General features: G+C 51.0%; 17 protein-coding genes and 1 riboswitch. Of the genes, 9 read left to right on the forward strand and 8 right to left on the reverse strand.

Features of this window, described 5'->3' with window-relative positions; genetic code table 11:
- Positions 1-129 precede the first annotated feature (129 nt).
- The 3 genes from AZF00_RS16740 to AZF00_RS16750 all read left to right on the forward strand — a co-directional run bounded on the left by AZF00_RS16740 (position 130) and on the right by AZF00_RS16750 (position 2,303).
- Entirely contained in the window at positions 130-1,323 is a 1,194-nt protein-coding gene (locus AZF00_RS16740) for a SpoIIE family protein phosphatase (protein ID WP_008252375.1), read from the forward strand.
- Positions 1,324-1,329: 6 nt separating this feature from the next.
- Complete coding sequence (locus tag AZF00_RS16745) at positions 1,330-1,812, forward strand: STAS domain-containing protein (RefSeq protein ID WP_008252379.1); 483 nt, start codon at positions 1,330-1,332, stop codon at positions 1,810-1,812.
- Between the two features lie 83 nt (positions 1,813-1,895).
- Positions 1,896-2,303 (forward strand): PaaI family thioesterase, encoded by a 408-nt coding sequence (locus AZF00_RS16750; protein ID WP_040804316.1) that lies wholly within the window; start codon positions 1,896-1,898, stop codon positions 2,301-2,303.
- A gap of 37 nt (positions 2,304-2,340) precedes the next feature.
- Here AZF00_RS16750 and AZF00_RS16755 read toward each other — a convergent pair whose 3' ends face one another.
- The 4 genes from AZF00_RS16755 to AZF00_RS16770 form a co-directional block, all read right to left on the reverse strand.
- A complete protein-coding gene (locus tag AZF00_RS16755; protein WP_062384328.1) occupies positions 2,341-3,096 on the reverse strand; it encodes a sulfite exporter TauE/SafE family protein in 756 nt (251 codons plus the stop codon).
- On the reverse strand, positions 3,093-4,892 hold the full coding sequence (locus AZF00_RS16760) for a monovalent cation:proton antiporter-2 (CPA2) family protein (RefSeq protein ID WP_008252385.1): 1,800 nt from the start codon (positions 4,890-4,892) through the stop codon (positions 3,093-3,095). Before AZF00_RS16760 ends, AZF00_RS16755 begins: the two co-directional genes overlap by 4 nt.
- 124 nt (positions 4,893-5,016) lie before the next feature.
- Positions 5,017-5,952 (reverse strand): pirin family protein, encoded by a 936-nt coding sequence (locus AZF00_RS16765; RefSeq protein WP_062384331.1) that lies wholly within the window; start codon positions 5,950-5,952, stop codon positions 5,017-5,019.
- 60 nt (positions 5,953-6,012) lie between these two features.
- Complete coding sequence (locus AZF00_RS16770; RefSeq protein WP_231856170.1) at positions 6,013-6,843, reverse strand: LLM class F420-dependent oxidoreductase; 831 nt, start codon at positions 6,841-6,843, stop codon at positions 6,013-6,015.
- A gap of 214 nt (positions 6,844-7,057) precedes the next feature.
- Between AZF00_RS16770 and AZF00_RS16775 the strand changes: the two genes are divergently transcribed.
- The 4 genes from AZF00_RS16775 (at position 7,058) to AZF00_RS16790 (ending at position 12,815) form a co-directional block, all read left to right on the forward strand.
- Positions 7,058-7,948 carry a substrate-binding domain-containing protein gene (locus AZF00_RS16775; protein WP_156474873.1) on the forward strand — a complete coding sequence of 297 codons (891 nt, stop codon included), beginning with the start codon at positions 7,058-7,060 and terminating at the stop codon, positions 7,946-7,948.
- Positions 7,945-9,174: a hypothetical protein gene (locus AZF00_RS16780; protein WP_062384340.1), complete on the forward strand. Its 1,230-nt coding sequence runs from the start codon at positions 7,945-7,947 to the stop codon at positions 9,172-9,174. Before AZF00_RS16775 ends, AZF00_RS16780 begins: the two co-directional genes overlap by 4 nt.
- A gap of 197 nt (positions 9,175-9,371) precedes the next feature.
- Entirely contained in the window at positions 9,372-11,837 is a 2,466-nt protein-coding gene (locus AZF00_RS16785) for a TonB-dependent receptor (RefSeq protein WP_062384342.1), read from the forward strand.
- An 81-nt stretch (positions 11,838-11,918) separates the two neighbouring features.
- The gene (locus tag AZF00_RS16790) at positions 11,919-12,815 is read left to right on the forward strand and encodes a tyrosine-protein phosphatase (protein ID WP_062384345.1); all 897 of its coding nucleotides are present in this window, start codon (positions 11,919-11,921) and stop codon (positions 12,813-12,815) included.
- A gap of 22 nt (positions 12,816-12,837) precedes the next feature.
- Here the strand turns inward: AZF00_RS16790 and AZF00_RS16795 are convergent, their stop codons facing one another.
- The 4 genes from AZF00_RS16795 to thiC all read right to left on the reverse strand — a co-directional run bounded on the left by AZF00_RS16795 (position 12,838) and on the right by thiC (position 17,180).
- Positions 12,838-13,635 carry a thiazole synthase gene (locus AZF00_RS16795; protein WP_062384348.1) on the reverse strand — a complete coding sequence of 266 codons (798 nt, stop codon included), beginning with the start codon at positions 13,633-13,635 and terminating at the stop codon, positions 12,838-12,840.
- A 111-nt stretch (positions 13,636-13,746) separates the two neighbouring features.
- Entirely contained in the window at positions 13,747-13,950 is a 204-nt protein-coding gene (gene thiS, locus AZF00_RS16800; RefSeq protein WP_062384349.1) for a sulfur carrier protein ThiS, read from the reverse strand.
- A gap of 28 nt (positions 13,951-13,978) precedes the next feature.
- On the reverse strand, positions 13,979-15,043 hold the full coding sequence (gene thiO / locus AZF00_RS16805) for a glycine oxidase ThiO (protein ID WP_062384352.1): 1,065 nt from the start codon (positions 15,041-15,043) through the stop codon (positions 13,979-13,981).
- Between the two features lie 241 nt (positions 15,044-15,284).
- Complete coding sequence (gene thiC / locus AZF00_RS16810; protein ID WP_008252405.1) at positions 15,285-17,180, reverse strand: phosphomethylpyrimidine synthase ThiC; 1,896 nt, start codon at positions 17,178-17,180, stop codon at positions 15,285-15,287.
- A 115-nt stretch (positions 17,181-17,295) separates the two neighbouring features.
- Positions 17,296-17,406, reverse strand: a riboswitch (TPP riboswitch).
- A gap of 548 nt (positions 17,407-17,954) precedes the next feature.
- Here thiC and AZF00_RS16815 point away from each other — a divergent pair.
- Together AZF00_RS16815 and AZF00_RS19830 are read left to right on the forward strand one after the other, a co-directional pair.
- Positions 17,955-18,197: a hypothetical protein gene (locus AZF00_RS16815; RefSeq protein ID WP_008252407.1), complete on the forward strand. Its 243-nt coding sequence runs from the start codon at positions 17,955-17,957 to the stop codon at positions 18,195-18,197.
- A gap of 384 nt (positions 18,198-18,581) precedes the next feature.
- The gene (locus AZF00_RS19830; protein WP_414730017.1) at positions 18,582-18,857 is read left to right on the forward strand and encodes an Ig-like domain-containing protein; all 276 of its coding nucleotides are present in this window, start codon (positions 18,582-18,584) and stop codon (positions 18,855-18,857) included.
- The last annotated feature ends 493 nt before the right edge of the window (positions 18,858-19,350 follow it).

The raw sequence follows: 19,350 nt of genomic DNA on the forward strand, positions 1-19,350 counted from the left end.
ATGCAGTATAGCCGCCACAGAAAGAAGGCAACACCGTAATCGCATATTCTCGAGCTACCGCTGGTTTTGGATTTTTAATGCGTACTCCACCATACTCAGTTCATCGCCACAAATGCCTAGGGGCGCCTCATGGCCAATAGCATGCCGCAGGATCCGCAAACCACATTACTCATCGTTGACGATGATCTCGCTGTGCGCGAATCAATGGCGGCGTGGCTAGAGGTCAGCGGCTATAGGGTATTTCAGGCGGCAGATGGGATCTCGGCTATTGAACACTGCCGCCTAAACCCACCAGATCTTATGCTCTGCGATTTACAAATGCCCAATATGAATGGATTGCAGGTGCTGGCAATCATGGCAAAAGAATTCCCAAACCTACCTGTGGTGATGCTGTCTGGACAGGGCGAGATGAGCGACGTTATTCAATCGCTCAAACTTGGCGCCTGGGATTATGTGACCAAACCTATCATCGATATTGAAATGCTTGAGCGCGCAATGCAACGCTGCCTCGAGCGAGCTAAGCTCATACAGGAAAATTGCGCATACCAACGCAACCTTGAGGCTGCCAATGTAAAACTACAGCAAGCCCTCGAGCATATGAGTGCGGATGAGCAAGCCGGTCGGGAGTTGCAATTTCAAATGCTCCCGGAGAATGGCGCGCAATTCGATCAGCTGCAATTCTTTTACCGCTTATTATCTTCATCAACCTTGAGCGGCGACTTTGTCGATTATTTCCGAATCGACGGCAATCACATTGGATTTTACTTAGCCGATGTCGCGGGCCATGGTATTCCATCTGCCTTGGTGACCGTCATCTTAAAAAATACCATGGGCCGCTTTTTAAACGACTGCTGGCAGCAAGGTGACCATCTGTTGCTCGACCCCCAGCAAACCTTAAGCAGACTAAACAATCTCTTTCTCGAAGGCGGCCTGCACAAGCACGTCGCTATGTTTTATGGCGTCATTGACTTAACAGAGAATAAACTGACCTATAGCAGCGCTGGTCATTTTCCCCATGCCATCCTATTTGAACAAGGTAGCGCACGTTACGAGGGCTATAAAAGCCCACCCGCTGGGCTATTTAGCCAAGCAAACTACCCAAACCACGAATGCGTACTGCATGAACGCTTTGCGTTGTTGCTGATCTCAGATGGTATTTTTGAAATCATGCCACAGCCGAGCTTATTAGAAAAAGAAGCCGCGCTACTCGCAATGATTGACAGCGAAGCGCTAAATCTCGATGATCTTATTCAAACGCTAGGCATTTCTATTGAGAGCAGCGACTTACCTGACGACATTACATTCTTATTACTGAAACGGTAACAGCACATGATTCGCTATGCGGAGACTGACAACACCCTGGTACTGCATTTCGGCAATGAGGTACGCTACACCCAATGCGGCCCATTAAGTACATTATTAGATAATGTATTCTCGCGCGGAAAAATAAAAAATGTGCTTATCGATCTCACTGACGCCACTAGCATAGACAGTACAGGGCTTGGTCTACTCGCCAAAATCAACAACTATATTGAAGCCAATTTTCAGCACAAAACTGCAATTTTCAGCACCAATCCCGACATTACTCGCACATTAGACACCGCCGGCTTCAGTGACATATTTATCATTCTCAAACAAAAGCCACAGTTGGCGATTCAAGAAAGCGAATTACCTGAAAATATTGGTACAGACCGCGAAACAGCGGAAATGATTTTAAATGCCCATCGCGACCTTGCCGCGCTCAATGAACAAAATTGGCAGGAATTTCGCGGCGTGGTCTCCGCACTTGAAAAAGAACTACACCGCAAATAAGTAGCACCGGACATAGATTAGCAACGCCACGCTAGGCGCTAACATGGTCGGCATACAATGATGCACTTTATATGGAGCCAACAGTGGCAACTCAAAAAGAAATCGCCATTTTCCTAGCCAAAGAATTTCCCGCAAGTCCATGCACGGTCGATGAGATTGGCCCTCAATCTGCGGTTGTTCGCCACAAAGTCGACATCAGCGCGCTGCGACCCGGTGGCACAGTGTCCGGCCCAGTACTGATGACCACCGCAGACCTCGGACTTTACGCGGCAATACTCGGCGAAATTGGCATTGTGCCACTGGCGGTCACCACGAATCTCAATATCAACTTTTTACGCAAACCCGCAGCAGGCAAAGATATTATCGGGGTTTGCAAATTGATTAAAACTGGTCGTTTACTGATTATTGGCGAAGTTTCCCTCTATTCCGAGGGTGACGACCGAGCCGTCGCTCACGCCGTCGGAACCTATGCCATTCCGCCGCGAGGCTAAGTCTAACCCCGGCCCCGCGCAGAGCTACTGAATAACATCAAGCAAGTACGCCAAGGCCACCATCAAATAAAAGCTTGACGCCAACCACAAACAAAAAGAAATAACAGATCCGATAAATTGTGGCTTCACTGACCTTGTGCAACAGATAAAAGCCGAGCCGCACCCCAAGCGGTGCAATCGGCATTAATATTGCCGCCGTAAGTAAATTAGTACGATCAAAACTACCCTGCAGACTATAGGGTATTAACTTCACGACATTGACCACGGCAAAAAATATCGCCATGGTTCCCATCAGCAGCGATTTTTCTAAGCGTTGTGGCAGCAAATAAATATTAATTGGCGGCCCTCCGGCGTGAATACCAAAGCTGGTAAATCCCGCGACCGCGCCCCAAAAACCACCGCGAATTTTGTTTGGTTCACGTCGAACTGCTGAAGTGGGCTTAAACCAATAATTCAAACAAAAGGCGACCGCAATAAAGCCAATTAAAATGCGAATCATGTCCTCGGATAAATAGCGAAAGCCAATACTGCCAATGACAATGCCAATCATTGCACCGGGCAAAATAATTTTTAAATTGGGCTTACTCCACTGCCCACGAAAACTCCACAGCGCCACCGCATCCATAAGCAATAATATCGGCAGTAAAATTGCGGCCGCCTGAACTGGCGATATTGCCAAGCTCATTAACGGCACCGACACCACGGCGATACCACCGCCAAACCCGCCTTTGGCCATACCAAAAATTAAAATAGCGGGGACGGCGCATAAGTAAAAAAATGGATCTTCGATCACAGCCCACGCTCCTCAATTACGTCGGCATCGAACAGCGCCTGCAACTCATCATGAGCGTCGCGGGCACTTTGCAGCAGTGCTTCACGGTCGTTAAAAACCTGGTGCTGCTGGGCCAGCAACGCTTCATCATGCTGTTGAAAACGGCTGATTCTGGCCTGCGCACGCGCCTCACTCAAACCTAGCCCCATCAGAGCTATACGACTCATCTCCAAGCTTGAGTGAAATGTTTCCCGAATTGGCGTCGCACCCAGCTCCAGTAAGCGGTGAACGTGAAACCGACTTCTAGCCCGCGCAATAAACTTAATATGGGGGTATAAACGACTGACCAATTCCGTAATTTTAATATTGGTTTCGGGGTCATCCGCCGCCAGCACAAAATACTCGGCCTTGTCGGCGTCGACCGCCCGCAATATTTCCGGGCGCAGTGGGTCGCCGTAAAACACCGGCATACTATCAATACTGCGCGACAGTTCGATCGTGTCTACCGACAAGTCCAATGCGACAAAAGGCACCCGTTGGGCGCGCAGAATTCGCGCCACAATTTGCCCCATGCGGCCCATACCAACAATAACCACCCTCGGCTGGTCACTCTCAATTTCTTCGTATTCCGGCGGCACGCTTTGCGGCTGGGCCTTGGGTTGTAACACCTTGGCAATGAGAATAATCAAAAATGGCGTTAATGCCATCGACACCGTAATGGCCAAAATCAGCATACTGTGCAACTCGGCGCTGAATAACTGCTGCTGGCGAGCAATTTGAAAAATAACAAAGGCGAACTCACCCCCCGCCGCCAACACAATGCCCAATTTCAAGGCGCTACTGCGGTCTAAGCCCCCTAATGTTTTACCAAGCAAAGCCAGTACTGGCAGTTTGATAATCATTAACAGCGCGCTTAAGCCGAGTACCGTTAGGGGTTCTTGCAACAATAGGTGAACATCGGCGGTCATCCCCACGCTGATAAAAAACAAACCGAGTAACAGTCCCTTAAAAGGCTCGATCTGCGATTCCAACTCATGGCGATACTCCGAGTCCGCGAGCAGCAATCCCGCGAGGAACGCCCCTAGGGCCATCGACACCCCGGCCAAGTCCATTAACCAAGCAGTGCCAATCACCACCAACAATGCCGTCGCGGTCGAGACATCCTGTAGCCCCGTTCTGGCCACCATACGAAACACCGGTCGCAGCAAATAGCGACCACCGACGACCACTGCCGCGATACACAGCAGTATCCGCACAACCGATGTACCGGTTTCGGCACCGTCTGCGCCGCTATTGCCACTAAGCAATGGCACCAGCGCAATGAGTGGAATCGCGGCAATATCTTGAAATAATAAAATAGCAAACGCCAAGCGCCCATGGGGACTGCCCAGCTGTTTACGCTCAGCCAGAATCTGCAAGCCAAACGCGGTCGATGACAAAGCCAAGCCCAGCCCTAAAACAATTGCCGTGCGAATTGGCTGATCAAAACTAAAATACGCTACGGCGCCGATTAAAAGACCACTGAGCGCAACCTGCGCAAACCCCACCCCAAACACCGCGCGACGCATAAGCCACAAGCGCTTTGGCGACAATTCCAAGCCAATAATAAACAGCAGCAACACCACCCCAAATTCAGAAAAATGGGCGATATTTTCAGGATTGTGGATCAGCTCCAGAGCCGCCGGGCCAATAGCGACACCGGCTATTAAATAACCCAATACCGCACCCAATTGCAGACGTTTGGCCAGTGGCACTACGAGTACGGCAGCCAACAATAGAACCACCATTGCCTGGAGCAGGCTGCTTTCATGGGGCATTGAAATCTCCAGAATAAATTACGAGGTGCGGGTTTGTCGCATAACAAAGCCCCGCCGCAAGTTGATGACGGCGTTATTTTTACACGATAAAAGCTGGCGTCCTAAGTGTTTTATCGGCTAATCACTATTCCCGCCACGGGAGCGGCGGTGCAATGAGCGGCGCGCCGTCAAACCCGGAAATACTGCCGAAACGAGAACTCCCTGCCTCCCAATCCCGCTGGGCCTGAGTAATTTCGACGCGACTGTGACCAACAAAATTCCACCACAGCGTAATATCACCCGCAAAAGGCTCACCGCCTAAAAAGATAATTTGGCTATTGGGGCTTAGCGTTACCTGCAGCTCATTAGCACCAGGACTAAAATACGCCAAATCATTCTCTACAAAGCGCTGACCGCAGACCACAATGTCGCCTTGCAGCACCAATATGCCGTACTCAAAACGCGTGTCCAAAGGCAAATAAAGCTCGTCGCCCGAGGCACTGACAATATCCACCGCCAGTAGCGGCGAGTAAATTTTTGCAGGCGACTGCTCGCCAGCATAGCGCCCGGCTAGCAAGATAAGCTGACTATCTCCTTGCCGCCAGACTGGCAGCTCGGGGTAGTGATCGAAAGCGGGTTCGCACTCTCGATCTTGATAGGGCAGCGCAATCCAGAGTTGCGCGGCGTGCAATTGCTCGCTACCGGCCAAAGACTCCTCGGTGTGACTAATGCCGCGCCCCGCTGTCATCAAATTGACCTCACCGGGACGAACCTCTGCCACGTTACCAAGACTATCGCGGTGCAAGACCTCCCCCGCCACCATCCAGGTAAAGGTTTGCAAACCGATATGGGGATGGGGGCCCACCTTCATGCCCGTGCCATCCCGGAAAACCGCTGGGCCAGCATGATCAAGGAAACACCAAGCGCCGATCATGCGCCGCTGTCTTGAGGGGAGAACGCGATTGACCGTTATACCGCCGCCAATTTCCGCGCTGCGAGCACTAATCTTTTGAATGGGGTCTATATGGCGTGGGCAATCTGAAGACTGCGAAGCCTCTGAGTCATGCTGCTGATTACTCATAATATCTCCATGAAGTAGACACTATTTTCCGCATTAGACCTCAAAGACTAGCAGCAAGCCTCACAACTGAGCAATGATCTTAGAGAAGCGCTCAATCATTGGCATCACAATTTCTGGTTTATTCCAATTTTGCATGCCCACGCCGATATTACAGCGGTCTACGCCGCAATCGCGATAGTATTTAAGTAAATCTGGGGTCACCTCGGACATAACCACCAAAGTAACCTCCACCTCATTCGGCTTGCGACCAAATTCAGCGAGCAAATCGTGAAACGCCTTAATGGCGGCCTTCACATCGGGCAGCGCTACATCCACAGGCATCCAACCGTCGGCCCACTCCGCCGTGTGGCGCATACCCAACGGCCCCATTGCACCAAAAATCATTGGTGGACTGCGCAGCGGCTTGGGCTCAAACCACACCGGGTCAAAATCGATAAACTCACCGTGAAATTCCGGCGCCTCATCGGCAAACAGGGCCCGTGTCGCCGCCACGGTTTCCTTTAATACCCCGTAGCGACGTTGCCATGGTTGCTGACTTACATTTTCAAATTCCTCTTGATTCCAGCCCACGCCGCTGCCGATCAGCACCCGCCCGCCGGACAAACGGTCTAAGGTCGCGATGGTCTTCGCCTGAGAAAATAGCTCTCGCTCCATCAATAGAGCAATGCCGGTACCCAGCTTTAACCTTGTCGTCGCAGCGGCCGCCGCCATCAACGAAATATAGGGATCCATCATTTCTTTATAAGGCTCGGGCAGTTCACCCCCCGCCGGATAAGCGGTGCTTCGGCAGCGCGGAATATGACTGTGTTCGCCATACCACAACGACTCAAAGCCGGCGTCTTCCAGTGTTTTAGCCAACTCCGCCGGATCCGGATCATTTACTGTGTTCATCGAACTGAAGCCAAGATGCATAGTCGCGTCCTATCTTATTATTGCTGTGTAGTCGCTTAGTCTAGGTGCAAGCGCGTCGTTGCAGCTATACCTCACATTGATGAGATGAAAACCACTACTGTCATCAACTTGTCAACAGAGTGTCTTATTGTCTACATCAAGACTATTGCAAACACACCGTTGCTCGCTAGCAAAAGGTATCCCACCGACCTCTATGACTCTAGCAATTCGTGAGCCTATGCTACCGTTTCGTTTTTTTAGCGCTAATCACACTACGTACCGCGCCGTCATGGGTCTTGCTCTAAGCTTGCCCATCGCCCTTAGTGTGTGGATGGCAAGCCGCCCCCTACAAGCGCTTAGTTTGAGCGACTACCGCAGCTACCAGTGCAGCACCCAGGGCGCGAGCACAAAACCAACATTTAAAATTCTCACCTTGTTTTACAATTATGCCACCGACTTTGCCGACTATTTATGCGCCAGCACACTGTTAGCCAAATCCTATTCTGGCGTTGAGATACGCTGGCGACCGCGGGCCTACCTAAGCCCGCAACATATTCTGGACGAAGAGTTCGATATCTTTTGGAATCGCCACCATATCGTGGCGGGCTTGGTGCCGGAGTTCAGCAATTACTACCGTGTTTTACAGCAAACACCTAACTACGCTCTGTACTGGATTAGCCAAGACAGCACACCTCAGCTAAACAGCGACTACCTTCAAGGCAAGGTGATCGGCTTCTCCCGCGACAGCCAAAGCCAAACCCATTTCCTGCAACCCATGGCGGCCTTAAAGCAGGCGGGTATTAATCTTAACGCCGACCAAAAAAAGTTTTATACCGACCCCAGCGCCCTTTACGCCGCGTTTAAAAATCGCGAAGTCGACATGATCAGCACGGCTATTTCGCAGGCAGACAACTTAAATTTAAGCACGTATTACAGCTTACTTATTAATCCCGAGGTGCCGTCGGGGGCGTGGTTTATCAAAAACCAACTCCACCACAGCCACCATCGCGCATTAGAATGCGAAATCATCCGCGGCCTTCAGGTTTACGCGCCCTTGCTCGCCCCCCTGCAGCAACTAAGCGCCCAAACCGCGGACTGCCCATGAAATCACTGGGGCTATCTAAGCCGAAATGGCTTATCAAGTTAGCGGTCGTGGCTGCTGCTAGTATCTTCCTTATCGCCTTTAATCACTGGCTTAGCCTTAATTACCTCAGCCGCTCACTGGCACAGCAACTGCGAGAAACCCTGCCAAATAAGATTATTGAAGCGGGTATTAACGAGTCTTTTCACGACAGCCTTAACGACTATTTAGTCAAACGCCTCAATCACGATTTTGCTCAACTTCACGTTAACAGCGCATTTAGCGCGGTACAGCAATGCCAAGCCCAAGTGCTGCGCATTCATAACAAAACATACGCCAACTCTGCCAATACAGCGCGAATAATTAGCCTGCACTGGCCAATTAACGACCATATTCAAGAGTTGAAGCTGGGCCTCGCCTGCCAGTGGCAGTGGCCAAAACTGATTGCCAGCCAATTATTCCTGAGCCTACTGGGCTTGCTGATGTGGACCGCTGTCGCCCCGCCACTGTCGCCGCGCAGAAAGCAGCTGCTTCGCGCCCTGACCGAACAAGGTGTAAATCGGCGCCAAGCCGAACAGCTCAGCAGCAAAGCCGACGACTACTCGCCGAGCCAGGAGCAGGCCTTAACACTGTTTTTACGCAGCAATTATCCCTACCCCAGCCACTACCTTGCGCATTTAAACACCGGCGGCTTTAAACACTCCTCTCCCAGCGCGCTGGCGTGGTTGGAATTTGCACTACGGCAGCGCCCCAAGGACATCGCCGATGCCATCGCCATCGCCGAATCCCCAGCAGAGCTTAGCCTCTGCCCCGCCACCAGCACCGTCATCGTTCATGGCTATGCGCTTAAGATGTCGTCTACGCCATTTATGTACTATCTCTGGTATGCCTACCGCCGACGCCAAAACCCAGTCGATGGCTGGTTTACCAACCCCCCTTCCAATCGCCCCGATCGCAGTGCCAATCAAGAAATAATTGCCCTAATGCAGCGCTACGGTGGGCACGCCAAAGCCATTAAAGATTTAAGTGAAAAAGGCCTGCGCGCCAAAACCTTGGATCAGAATCGCAGCAAAATTAAAGATGAACTCTGCCAATTATTCGGCGAAGAACTGGCCTCGCCTTTTTTATTTGAATCTGCGCGCGACCCGCAAACCGCACGTTCGCAATACCGTTTAGCACTGCCCGCTACAGCCATAAGCATTCATGCCCCCAAGAGCACATCAACGCGTATAGCAACGCCAAGCAACTAAATAATTCCCACGCAAAGTGCCCGTAAATAGCGGGCTGCGAGGGAGCAGGCGCGTTTAGAGATATCTCTAAACCCCTGTAGATGTCTTTGTCACAAAGCCGACACACGCAGCCACGACAATCCCCCTGACATATTTTCGTGGCCATTTTGACGCGCCGTTCACCAACACCGTAATTACATCATCAACAGGAGTAGCCAATGAATTCCCTCGGCAGCAAACGCCTATCGTATTACCTCATGACAGGACTAGCGGCAGGCATGCCCAGCCTCGGTTTGGCGCAAAACAAACTTGAGATGATTACCGTCACCGCTGCGCCTATCCGCGACAGCCAGCAAGCGGCTTTTGACGCTAAGAAATTTGCCGACAATTATGTAGAGATTATCTCTGCCGATACCATCGGTCGCTTCCCCGACCAAAACCTCGCCGACTCCCTTGGCCGCCTACCCGGCTTGGCAATAGAGCGCGACCAAGGCCAAGCCCGCTACATTAATTTACGCGGCGCACCCTTTCGCTATACCAGCATCGCCTTTGACGGCATTGATGTGCCCGGTGCTGAAAATGGCCGCATTCCGCGCTTCGATAGCATCCCTTCAGTTATTACCCGCACCGTAGAGGTGAATAAAGCCATTCTGCCTAGTATGCCAGGAGAGGCGGTGGCGGGTTTTATTAATATTAAAACCTTTAGCCCCTTTGCGAATGAGGGCTGGTCTTTCGCCGCCGATGTCGGCTTGGGTGAACAAAAGCTCGGCGGCGGTGATATTGAGAAATACGGCTTGCGCACCTCGTGGTCGAATGAAAAATTTGGTTTTGTCGCCTTTGTCTCAGAGAACAGCCGCGAACAAATTACCGACAACCGCGAATACGATTTAGAACGCGATGCCACCACCGGTGAGCTGATTGTGAATGAGCTCGATTTTCGCAGTTATAAAGTGACCCGCGAAGATTCGGCCTACGGCGGCACCTTAGAATATCGCGGCGACGACACCGTGCAACGCCTGTTTATTTCCACGCTCTACAGCGAGTTCATCGACAAGGAGCAGCGCAATCAATTTGTATTTGCGTTTAACACCCCCGCAACCGGCGTCAGCGGCAGCAATCAAGACGTGAGCGTACAGCGCTTGCTGGAATACGGCCAATACGAAAACTCAACCGAGTCGAATACCCTTGGCGCAGATTTCCAATTGGGCGAATGGCTGCTTGAAACGCGGGTAAATGGCACCGACACCGAATTTAAAATGAACCTGCCGATTCCCCGCAGTGTTGGTGGTAGCGCGGTGGCAAGCTATGACTTGAGCGATATCGAAGATCCAAAACTCTATCTCGACCGCGACCTTGCCACAATTAACTACGCCAGCACCATTGGCATTCACTACGGCCAATTGCTCGAAATTAATGGCTTAAAAATAAAAGCCGACGCCGAGCGCGAACTGAGCTGGCTTGGTAAGAACATGGTGCTAAGAACTGGCGTGCAGCGCGATACCCGCGATGCCGATGGCTTTGTTGCTACCCCCGCTATTAAATCCTTCCCAGCCTCGGTAAACATCGACGATTACAATACCGGCAATCCCTGGGACAGTAATACCACTAACACTATTGGCGCCACCTATTACAATAATATCGGCCTGCGCGGCGCTTGGGCCAGCACCGGCGGGCTCGGCCCAGTCACCCCTAGCGAAGACGGCCAGATTGCCATTAATGAGGAAATACTCGCCGCCTATGTGATGACCACCACTGAACTCGACTGGGGTAATGTTGTGGTCGGCGCCCGCATTGAGCAAACCGACTACCGCAGTAAAGGCAGTGTTAATGGCGACCCCATCTCGGTCAGCGACGACTTCATTAATGTGCTACCCAGTGTTCACTTCAATATTAATTTGCAAGAAGACCTCAAGCTGCGCGTCTCGGCCACAACCGGCTTAAACCGCCCCACCTACGATGAATGGCGCGCCGCCGCTAAAGTGGATCTAATCAACAAAGAAGTCACCGGTGGCAACCCAACCCTCGAGGCCGAAGAAGCCACTGGCATCGACACCTCCTTAGAGTGGTATTTTGCACCGGCCAGCATCCTCTCTGCTGGCGCCTTTTATCGCACTGTCGACAACGTGATTTACGCCGACACGAGTACCATTGATGGCGGCGTTTACCTGCCTAGCGCGGCAGGCGAAAGCTGGACATACAAAGGTTCGGTAAATGGCGACAATGGCAAAATGCACGGTGTGGAATTGAACTTTGTCGGCCACGCCAGCGACCTGTTCAACGCCGCTCACGGCTTTGGTATTAGCGCCAACCTAACCGTGCTCAACAGCGAGTTCCAAGCCCTAAATGGCGACCGCCACGACCTGCCGGGCACCTCGGACCTCCTCTACAATTTCTCGGTATTTTACGAGGACTACGGGCTATCGACCCGAATCAACTACCAGTATCGTGACGAGTGGATTTCACCCATCGAAGACCCAAATGAAAAATGGGGCGAGCAACAGCGGGTAGATTTATCGCTGAGCTATGAACTGCCCTTCGACTTTGACGGCGCCACCATGTCGGTCTACGCCAACGCCAATAACGTAAGCAATGAAACCGATGTGCGCTACGCCAGCAACGGCACCATCAATCAGTCAGAAAGCTATGGCCGCCGTTATTTGCTCGGTGTGCGCCTGCATTTTTAAGTGCGGTTCAAACGGTGGTGCAGAACCGCACCACCGTAAAATTGATTTTCCAAGCCATTAATTAATTCAGGAGTTCAACCCATGAAAATCCAATCTCGCGGTATTGCTCTCGCCATTAGCGCACTACTCACATTCAGCACAGCGCCATATTTACAGGCCGAAATCCAAACGGCGCCACAAACTAAAATAGACGATTCCTCGCGCTTACTCGCCCTCGAAGGCGGTTCCAATTTTAGAGACCTCGGCGGCTATACCACCGCCGACAATAAAACCGTGCGCAGCGGCGTATTATTTCGCTCTGGCACCATGAGCAGCCTTACGTCCGCCGACGAAAAAACCTTAAACAAACGCCATTTTAAAACCGTGGTTGATCTGCGTTCGCAAGAAGAGCTAGCGCTTTACCCCAACCGCTGGGTGAGTCACAACCCGTCAATTCGCTATATTAACCATTCCTATAGCATGACCACCATGAACCTCAATTCGCAAAAGGAAGCAGGTAAGCCGATAGGCATTGAAGGCTTTTACGGCAATATTGCTGAGCTATACCAACCGCAAATGAAAATGTATTTCCAAGAATTGCTAAACAACAACACGCCATTGGTGGTGAATTGTTCGGCAGGACAAGACCGCACTGGCTTTGCCTCTGCCCTCTTGCTAAGCGCGCTGGGTGTGCCACGAGAGACGATTGTTCAGGACTATTTGCTGTCTACCCAATACCGCCGGCCAGCCGTAGAGCGGGGCGATGTCGATTTAGAAGCCGCCGCCAAAACCAATGCCTTCGCTAAAATGATGCTGCATTACAATAAAAAAGAAAGCAAAGGCCCGATGCCACTCATCACTGCCGACGGCACACCGTTTATCAACATCGCCTTTGCACATATTGAACAGAAATACGGCTCGGTGGAAAACTATCTAGACCAAGCGCTGGCCGTAGATGCCACCGAGATTAACAAGCTCAAAGCGCTGTATTTGCAGTAATCACTGCCTTATCGCTACGGTATTATTGCTGATGCCAGAAGGGCATACCCAGGGTTGGGGTGGATGGCGAAGCGGTTTGTCGCTCCGGCATCGCCCCCGCCAAGGTAGCTTGACGGCCCGCCGCAACGGCGTCGCGAAAGGCCCGCGCCATCAATACCGGATTCCCCGCCTGGGCAATGGCGGTATTCAGCAGAATACCGTCGTAGCCCAATTCCAAGGCCTGCACCGCGTGGGAGGGTTTACCAATACCGGCGTCGACAATCAGCGGCAGCTCAGGTATCCGCTCGCGAATGGTTTGTAAATTATAGGGATTCATCAAACCCCGCCCAGTGCCAATTGGCGAACCCCAGGGCATCAAAACCTGACAACCGGCATCACGCAGCCGTTGGCAAACGACCAAATCATCGGTGCAATAGGGAAACACCTTAAAGCCGAGTTTTATTAACTGCTCGGCGGCCTCCACCGTGCCCAGTGGGTCGGGCTGTAAATTATAATCATCGCCCACCACTTCCAATTTTAACCAATCGGTTTCAAACAACTCCCGCGACATCTGCGCCAAGGTCACCGCTTCTTTCACACTGTGGCAGCCTGCCGTATTCGGCAATAAGGTTTTATTCAAACTTTTTAACTGCTGCCAAAAACCCTCGCCACCGGCTTCGCTCGGCGACTGCCTGCGCAGCGACACGGTAATAATCTCCGAACCCGAGGCAGTAATCGCTTCGCGCATTACTGCTGGCGAAGGATACAGCGCGCTGCCAATTAAGAGGCGGCTGTGGAAGCTTTGGCCGTAGAGGGTCCAGTTATCTTGATTTTGCTTCATTGCTAATTCCTGCTTTACGCTCGATGGGAGACGGGAGAGGCTAAAAAATTAAAACCCGCACTATTCTGTTTCCTTTGCGTCTCCCATCTCCCGTCACGCTTCTCCCGTCATTCAGCCGCCTTGCACTGGCGCCAACACGTCCACTTGATCACCTGAGTTTAAACGTAAATCCCCATACTGTGATCGCGGAACAAAGTCGCCATTTATCGCTATCGCAATTTTCTCGCACTCAAAACCCCATAGCGGAAGCAGCTCAGCTAGCGCTAAATTCGCATCGCATTCACAGCGTTTGTTATTCACACTAATTGAAATCATTTGGGCACTCTATCCACCAATTTTTCACTTATACCGCAACGCTAGTCTCGGTTTGTTCCGCCAGCATCGCCAAAGCATTCTCCGCTAACTGGGGGCTAAGCAAGTAGCCGTGGCGGTATAAGCCATTCACCGTTAACAAGCCCGCCTCGCAGTTCAGCACTGGCAAATTATCGGGCATCGCCGGGCGGCAGTGGGCAAAGGCGTGAAGCAAGTTCGCCTCGGCAAAACCGCTGTGCACACTGTAAAGCGCAGACATTAATTCTAGGGTCGAGCGCACGGTAACGGGCTGCATAGCTTCACTTTCAATTTCCGTCGCGCCAATCACATAGCGATTGTTTGGGCGCGGCGAAATATACAATTTATAACGCGGGTGCATCAGCCGCACCGGCCGCTGTAAATTCACTTCCGGCGCGTGTACCCACAACACTTCGCCGCGCACACCGCGCAAGCCTGGCAACTGAGCTTTAGCACCAAGACCACGGCTGTCCACCACCCAATCAAACGCCAAGGTTTCATTGCTCAAAATAATACGCTTGGGGGCAAGACTGACGACCTCGCTATACTCAAACCACTTGCCCCCCAGCTTAGTAATCGCAGTCTCCAATGCCGCCAACAAGGCCCCGTTATCAAGATAACCTTCGTCGGCAAGAAACAGCCCCGAGCTATAACGTCCGGCCAATTCAGGCTCTAAATCCCGCAAGCGCGCTCGGTCAATACGCTCGACTCTGTCGCGATGATCGGGCACTTTAGCCTGCAACTGCTGCTCAAAATGTCGCACGCTGGATTTATCCAAATCGTGAGCCACCACCACACTGCCATCCATGCCGTAACTAATGCTTTGCCCAGTTTGCTGTTCTAATAATGCAATCTGCTCCGGCCACCAGCGCAGCGCCATCAAACCCCAGTCAAACACCTGACGCTCGGCACTGGCCACTTCGCTATAAGGCGCCAACATCGACGCCGCCACCCGCGCAGCACTTAACTCGCCAGCGCGACTACCACGATCAAATAAACTCACGCGGTGGCCTTGTTGCAAGAGCTTCCACGCGAGGAGGCGACCGAGGAGGCCTGCACCGGCTACCGCGATATTCATCGCTGAATGCTGGACGGAAGACGGAAGACGCTAGTACCGCGTAATGCTGGACGGGAGACGTTAACTCCGCGTAACGCTGGACGGGAGACGGAAGACGCTAAAGCATCATTTCTAACTAGCTCCCACGCGGGCCTGCAATTCACTACCATCTTCTGCTTCGCTTTTAGCGTCTTTTGCATCTCCCGTCTCCCGTCTAGCATCTTGCGTCTTGCATCTCCCGTCTCCCGTCACGCGTCTAGCGTCAAACCTTCTGATATATCTCACTGCCCAGCTCTTTAAACTCTGCAGATTTTTTCTGCATCTCGGCTTCCAGTTCATCCTCTTCTAGCTTGGCGGCGTAGTCGCGAACGTCTTGGGTAATTTTCATGGAGCAGAATTTGGGGCCGCACATGGAGCAAAAATGCGCGACCTTAGCCGATTCTTTGGGCAGGGTTTCGTCGTGGTACGAGCGTGCGGTATCGGGGTCTAGGCCAAGGTTGAATTGATCTTCCCAGCGGAATTCAAAGCGGGCTTTGCTCAGGGCATTATCGCGCAATTGGGAGCCGGGATGGCCTTTGGCCAAGTCTGCGGCGTGGGCAGCAATTTTGTAGGTAATGATGCCGGTTTTTACGTCATCTTTATTGGGCAGACCCAAGTGTTCTTTGGGGGTGACGTAGCACAGCATCGCACAGCCATACCAGCCGATTTGGGCGGCGCCAATGCCCGAAGTGATGTGATCATAGCCAGGGGCAATATCGGTGGTCAGCGGCCCCAAGGTGTAAAAAGGCGCTTCGTCACAGTGCTTGAGCTGCTCGGTCATATTCTCGTGAATCATTTGCATGGGCACGTGACCGGGACCTTCGATCATCACTTGCACATCATGTTTCCACGCGCGTTTAGTTAATTCACCTAAAGTGCGTAGCTCGCCAAACTGCGCTTCGTCATTGGCGTCTGCCACCGAGCCAGGACGCAGGCCATCCCCCAAAGAGAAGGACACATCATAGGCCTTCATGATCTCGCAGATGTCGTCAAAATGGGTGTAGAGAAAATTCTCTTTGTGGTGGGACAAACACCACTTCGCCATGATCGAGCCACCACGGGACACAATGCCGGTAACGCGCTTGGCGGTCAGCGGCACATAGCGCAGCAACACCCCCGCGTGAATTGTAAAATAATCCACGCCCTGCTCTGCTTGTTCAATTAAGGTGTCGCGGAAAATTTCCCAGGTCAAATCTTCGGCCACGCCGTCGACTTTTTCCAGCGCCTGATAAATCGGCACTGTGCCCACCGGCACCGGCGAATTGCGCACAATCCACTCACGGGTTTCGTGAATATTTTTGCCGGTGGACAAGTCCATCATGGTATCTGCGCCCCAGCGAATACCCCAAGTGAGCTTGGCCACTTCCTCTTCAATAGAGGAACCCAGCGCCGAGTTACCGATATTGCCATTCACCTTCACCAGAAAATTACGACCAATAATCATCGGCTCTAATTCGGGGTGATTAATATTGGCGGGAATAATTGCACGACCTCGCGCAACTTCATCGCGAACAAATTCTGGGGTGACTTCTTTAGGAATACTGGCACCGAAAGCATTACCGGGATGCTGAAAACCCAAGTCCCCTGGCAGCTCGCCCGCTTCTTTTGCGGCGGCTAAAGCCATGTTTTCGCGGATGGCGATATATTCCATTTCTGGGGTAATAATGCCTAAGCGCGCGTAGTGCATCTGACTCACATTTTTACCCGGTAATGCACGACGCGGATTGCGTTTTAGATCAAAGCGTAACTGTTGCAGGCTTAAATCGGCTGCCCGTTTGCGGCTGTATTCGGAGCTGTCACCAGCGAGTAGTTCGGTGTCATTGCGGTCGAGAATCCATTGATCGCGAATCGGCTCCAAACCTTTACGTATATCAATTTTAGCTTTGGGATCTGTATACGCGCCCGATGTATCATAAACCCGCACAGGTGGATTTGGCTCTAGGCTGGTGCTGCCATCGCGGGCCTGCACAGGGGTTGGCGTCAGTTTAATTTCTCGCATCGGCACCTGAATATCGGCGCGGCTACCCTGCACATATATTTTTGAAGAACCCGGTAATGGCTCAACTGAAGCGGCGTCTACTTGGGCGGTATCGCGAAGCAGTGGATAATCAGAACTCATTTTTTTCCCCTTTTGCGCGCAGCAGAGCGCAAGTCTTTAAATCGACAGTTTTAAAAATAAAACCAAGGAAGGAAAATCAGATCGCCTCTCAGACAGCACAACGCAGAGGGCCCCCTGCTGAGAAGATCTTGTTTCCTACGCTGGCATTATCCAGATCAGGTCTACGGGATTCGAAAACGATCTCAGCCATTGCGTATTTCATACGCGGGCACCCCGACAAGAGTGGCTAGTGTAGGACGCAAATTAGGGTGATAGCAAGAAGATAAATTTAGATTCACATTTGAAATACCTAATTTTTTATGGAACTTGGGTATTTTTATGAAAAATTATTTAAAAATAACATTACAAACTCACAGTTACAGCTTCAACGACTGCCAAAATTTTAGCTCTCGCTCAACAATATTACTAACTCAAGATAGCGCTATACCGACATGCCTCTTACCATCGATCTTAGACTGATCGGTGATAAAGACGATTTAATCGTTCGCAACACCTTATTCCAGTAATTTTCAAGAAGTGACGCTACTACCCATAGACACAGCAAAGCCCAGTCTGGCTTCTCAACCGCAAATCCAGCGGGGCTAAAACACCCAAAACTATTTTTAATCAGCCATATTGCTATTTAACTAACCTAAAAATAGCATAGCCCGACAAAAACCACTGCTGACTGCCATACCTAGGCGTCACTGGAACTCCCATAAGCACTCCTACAAATTTACGCTGCAAAGGATCGTTGTGGCAAACTACCTCTGCGCACAAATCAGGATCATAGTCATGCGCTATACACCTAATTGCTATTACAAAACAATTGTCAGTTATTTTTTGCTAGGTGTGATCTCGCTACTCAGTGCTTGTGGTGGTGGCAGCAGTCCTTCTGTTGGTACACCGATTACCCCGAGTTCGCTAACAATTAATCCGCAAGTAAATCAATTTGCCAAGGGCACCAGCCAACAATTTGCCGCTATCGTACAGTTTTCTAATGGCACCACTTTAGACCCTAGCAACTCTGCAAGCTGAGCCAGTACAATACAACCGTCGCCAGCATTAACGCGAGCGGCCTAGCCAGTTGTCTTAGTGTAGGTAAAACCACAATTAGTGCGACGTATCAGAGAATTACCGGATCTACCGTCGACGATGGCGTAACCGTAAGTGATACAGTAATAACCGCGCTGCAAGTTAGCCCCCAAGACACATCACTCGCCAAAGGCTTAACGAAACAATACCTTGCAACCGGTATTTTTTTAGAAGGCAGACATCAAAATGTCACTACCGGCAGCAAAGGGCGCCTTACTACCCAAGTTACTTGGTCGAGCTTTAGTGGCAATACCGTTGTGAATAATGCAAACGGATCTCGCGGCCTACTAACTGGCGTTAACGAGGGCAGCGAAGTCATTAGCGCGAATTGAATTAAGCCCCGAGAACAGTAGTGTCAGCGGTAATGCCACGGTGCAATATACAGCGACCGGAGTGTACACCGACAATTCGACTAGCAATTTGACTACGCAGGTGACGTGGGCATCCAGCAATACGAACGTCGCAACAATATGCAATGACGAAGGAAGCAAAGGTTTGGCCTACGCCAAACTTCAATTTGTCGCGACCACAACGGAGATTACCGCCTTCCATGCCAACACTAATATCACGGGCAGAACGAACTTGATGGTAACGGCTTTCTAGAAAGCGATAGCTTCATTAAATTTAAGCCCCACATTAATAAATTATGCGGGGCTTTTTTATTGAAAAATGCTTTAAACAAATCTGCCCCCTTTCTTTAAACACCAATTATCGCGTCCTGCCGACCAAGCAAAACTATGTAAAACCCAAAATCTAAGACCTACCCTCCATAATTATGACCCCCTATGATTCTCGTTATGGTTTTAGGTATTTTCATTCCGAAATAGTATTAGGCCGGAAAGACAATTTTACTAGACAATTCTCGAATCACTGAACTACTATCTGTGCAGGGTGACTCCTAGATTTTCGCGCTTACTTTTGTATGTAGTCGAAAGTAAGCCGTTTCAGACCCAAGGAAGAATATGATGAGACGGCCAAAACACCTACTTCCCCCTTATAATATGTGTTTTTAAAGTTTTCAGTGGTGGTAATTAAAGTATAAATCTGCCGCTATGCATTCAATAATGGCCTAGCAAGGTTTCTTCGCTTTAATCAA

It is taken from the genome of Zhongshania aliphaticivorans, from assembly GCF_001586255.1.
Classification (GTDB): Bacteria; Pseudomonadota; Gammaproteobacteria; order Pseudomonadales; family Spongiibacteraceae; genus Spongiibacter; species Spongiibacter aliphaticivorans.

Excerpts from the sequence above, each read along its gene's own strand:
- AZF00_RS16745 (WP_008252379.1), top strand. The coding sequence starts at position 1,330 with ATGATTCGCTATGCGGAGACTGACAACACCCTGGTACTGCATTTCGGC.
- AZF00_RS16760 (WP_008252385.1), bottom strand. The coding sequence starts at position 4,892 with ATGCCCCATGAAAGCAGCCTGCTCCAGGCAATGGTGGTTCTATTGTTG.
- AZF00_RS16765 (WP_062384331.1), bottom strand. The coding sequence starts at position 5,952 with ATGAGTAATCAGCAGCATGACTCAGAGGCTTCGCAGTCTTCAGATTGC.
- AZF00_RS16775 (WP_156474873.1), top strand. The coding sequence starts at position 7,058 with ATGACTCTAGCAATTCGTGAGCCTATGCTACCGTTTCGTTTTTTTAGC.
- thiC (WP_008252405.1), bottom strand. The coding sequence starts at position 17,180 with ATGAGTTCTGATTATCCACTGCTTCGCGATACCGCCCAAGTAGACGCC.
- AZF00_RS16740 (WP_008252375.1), top strand. The coding sequence starts at position 130 with ATGGCCAATAGCATGCCGCAGGATCCGCAAACCACATTACTCATCGTT.
- AZF00_RS16785 (WP_062384342.1), top strand. The coding sequence starts at position 9,372 with ATGAATTCCCTCGGCAGCAAACGCCTATCGTATTACCTCATGACAGGA.
- AZF00_RS16815 (WP_008252407.1), top strand. The coding sequence starts at position 17,955 with ATGCGCTATACACCTAATTGCTATTACAAAACAATTGTCAGTTATTTT.
- AZF00_RS16795 (WP_062384348.1), bottom strand. The coding sequence starts at position 13,635 with ATGAAGCAAAATCAAGATAACTGGACCCTCTACGGCCAAAGCTTCCAC.
- AZF00_RS16780 (WP_062384340.1), top strand. The coding sequence starts at position 7,945 with ATGAAATCACTGGGGCTATCTAAGCCGAAATGGCTTATCAAGTTAGCG.
- thiO (WP_062384352.1), bottom strand. The coding sequence starts at position 15,043 with ATGAATATCGCGGTAGCCGGTGCAGGCCTCCTCGGTCGCCTCCTCGCG.
- thiS (WP_062384349.1), bottom strand. The coding sequence starts at position 13,950 with ATGATTTCAATTAGTGTGAATAACAAACGCTGTGAATGCGATGCGAAT.
- AZF00_RS16790 (WP_062384345.1), top strand. The coding sequence starts at position 11,919 with ATGAAAATCCAATCTCGCGGTATTGCTCTCGCCATTAGCGCACTACTC.
- AZF00_RS16770 (WP_231856170.1), bottom strand. The coding sequence starts at position 6,843 with ATGAACACAGTAAATGATCCGGATCCGGCGGAGTTGGCTAAAACACTG.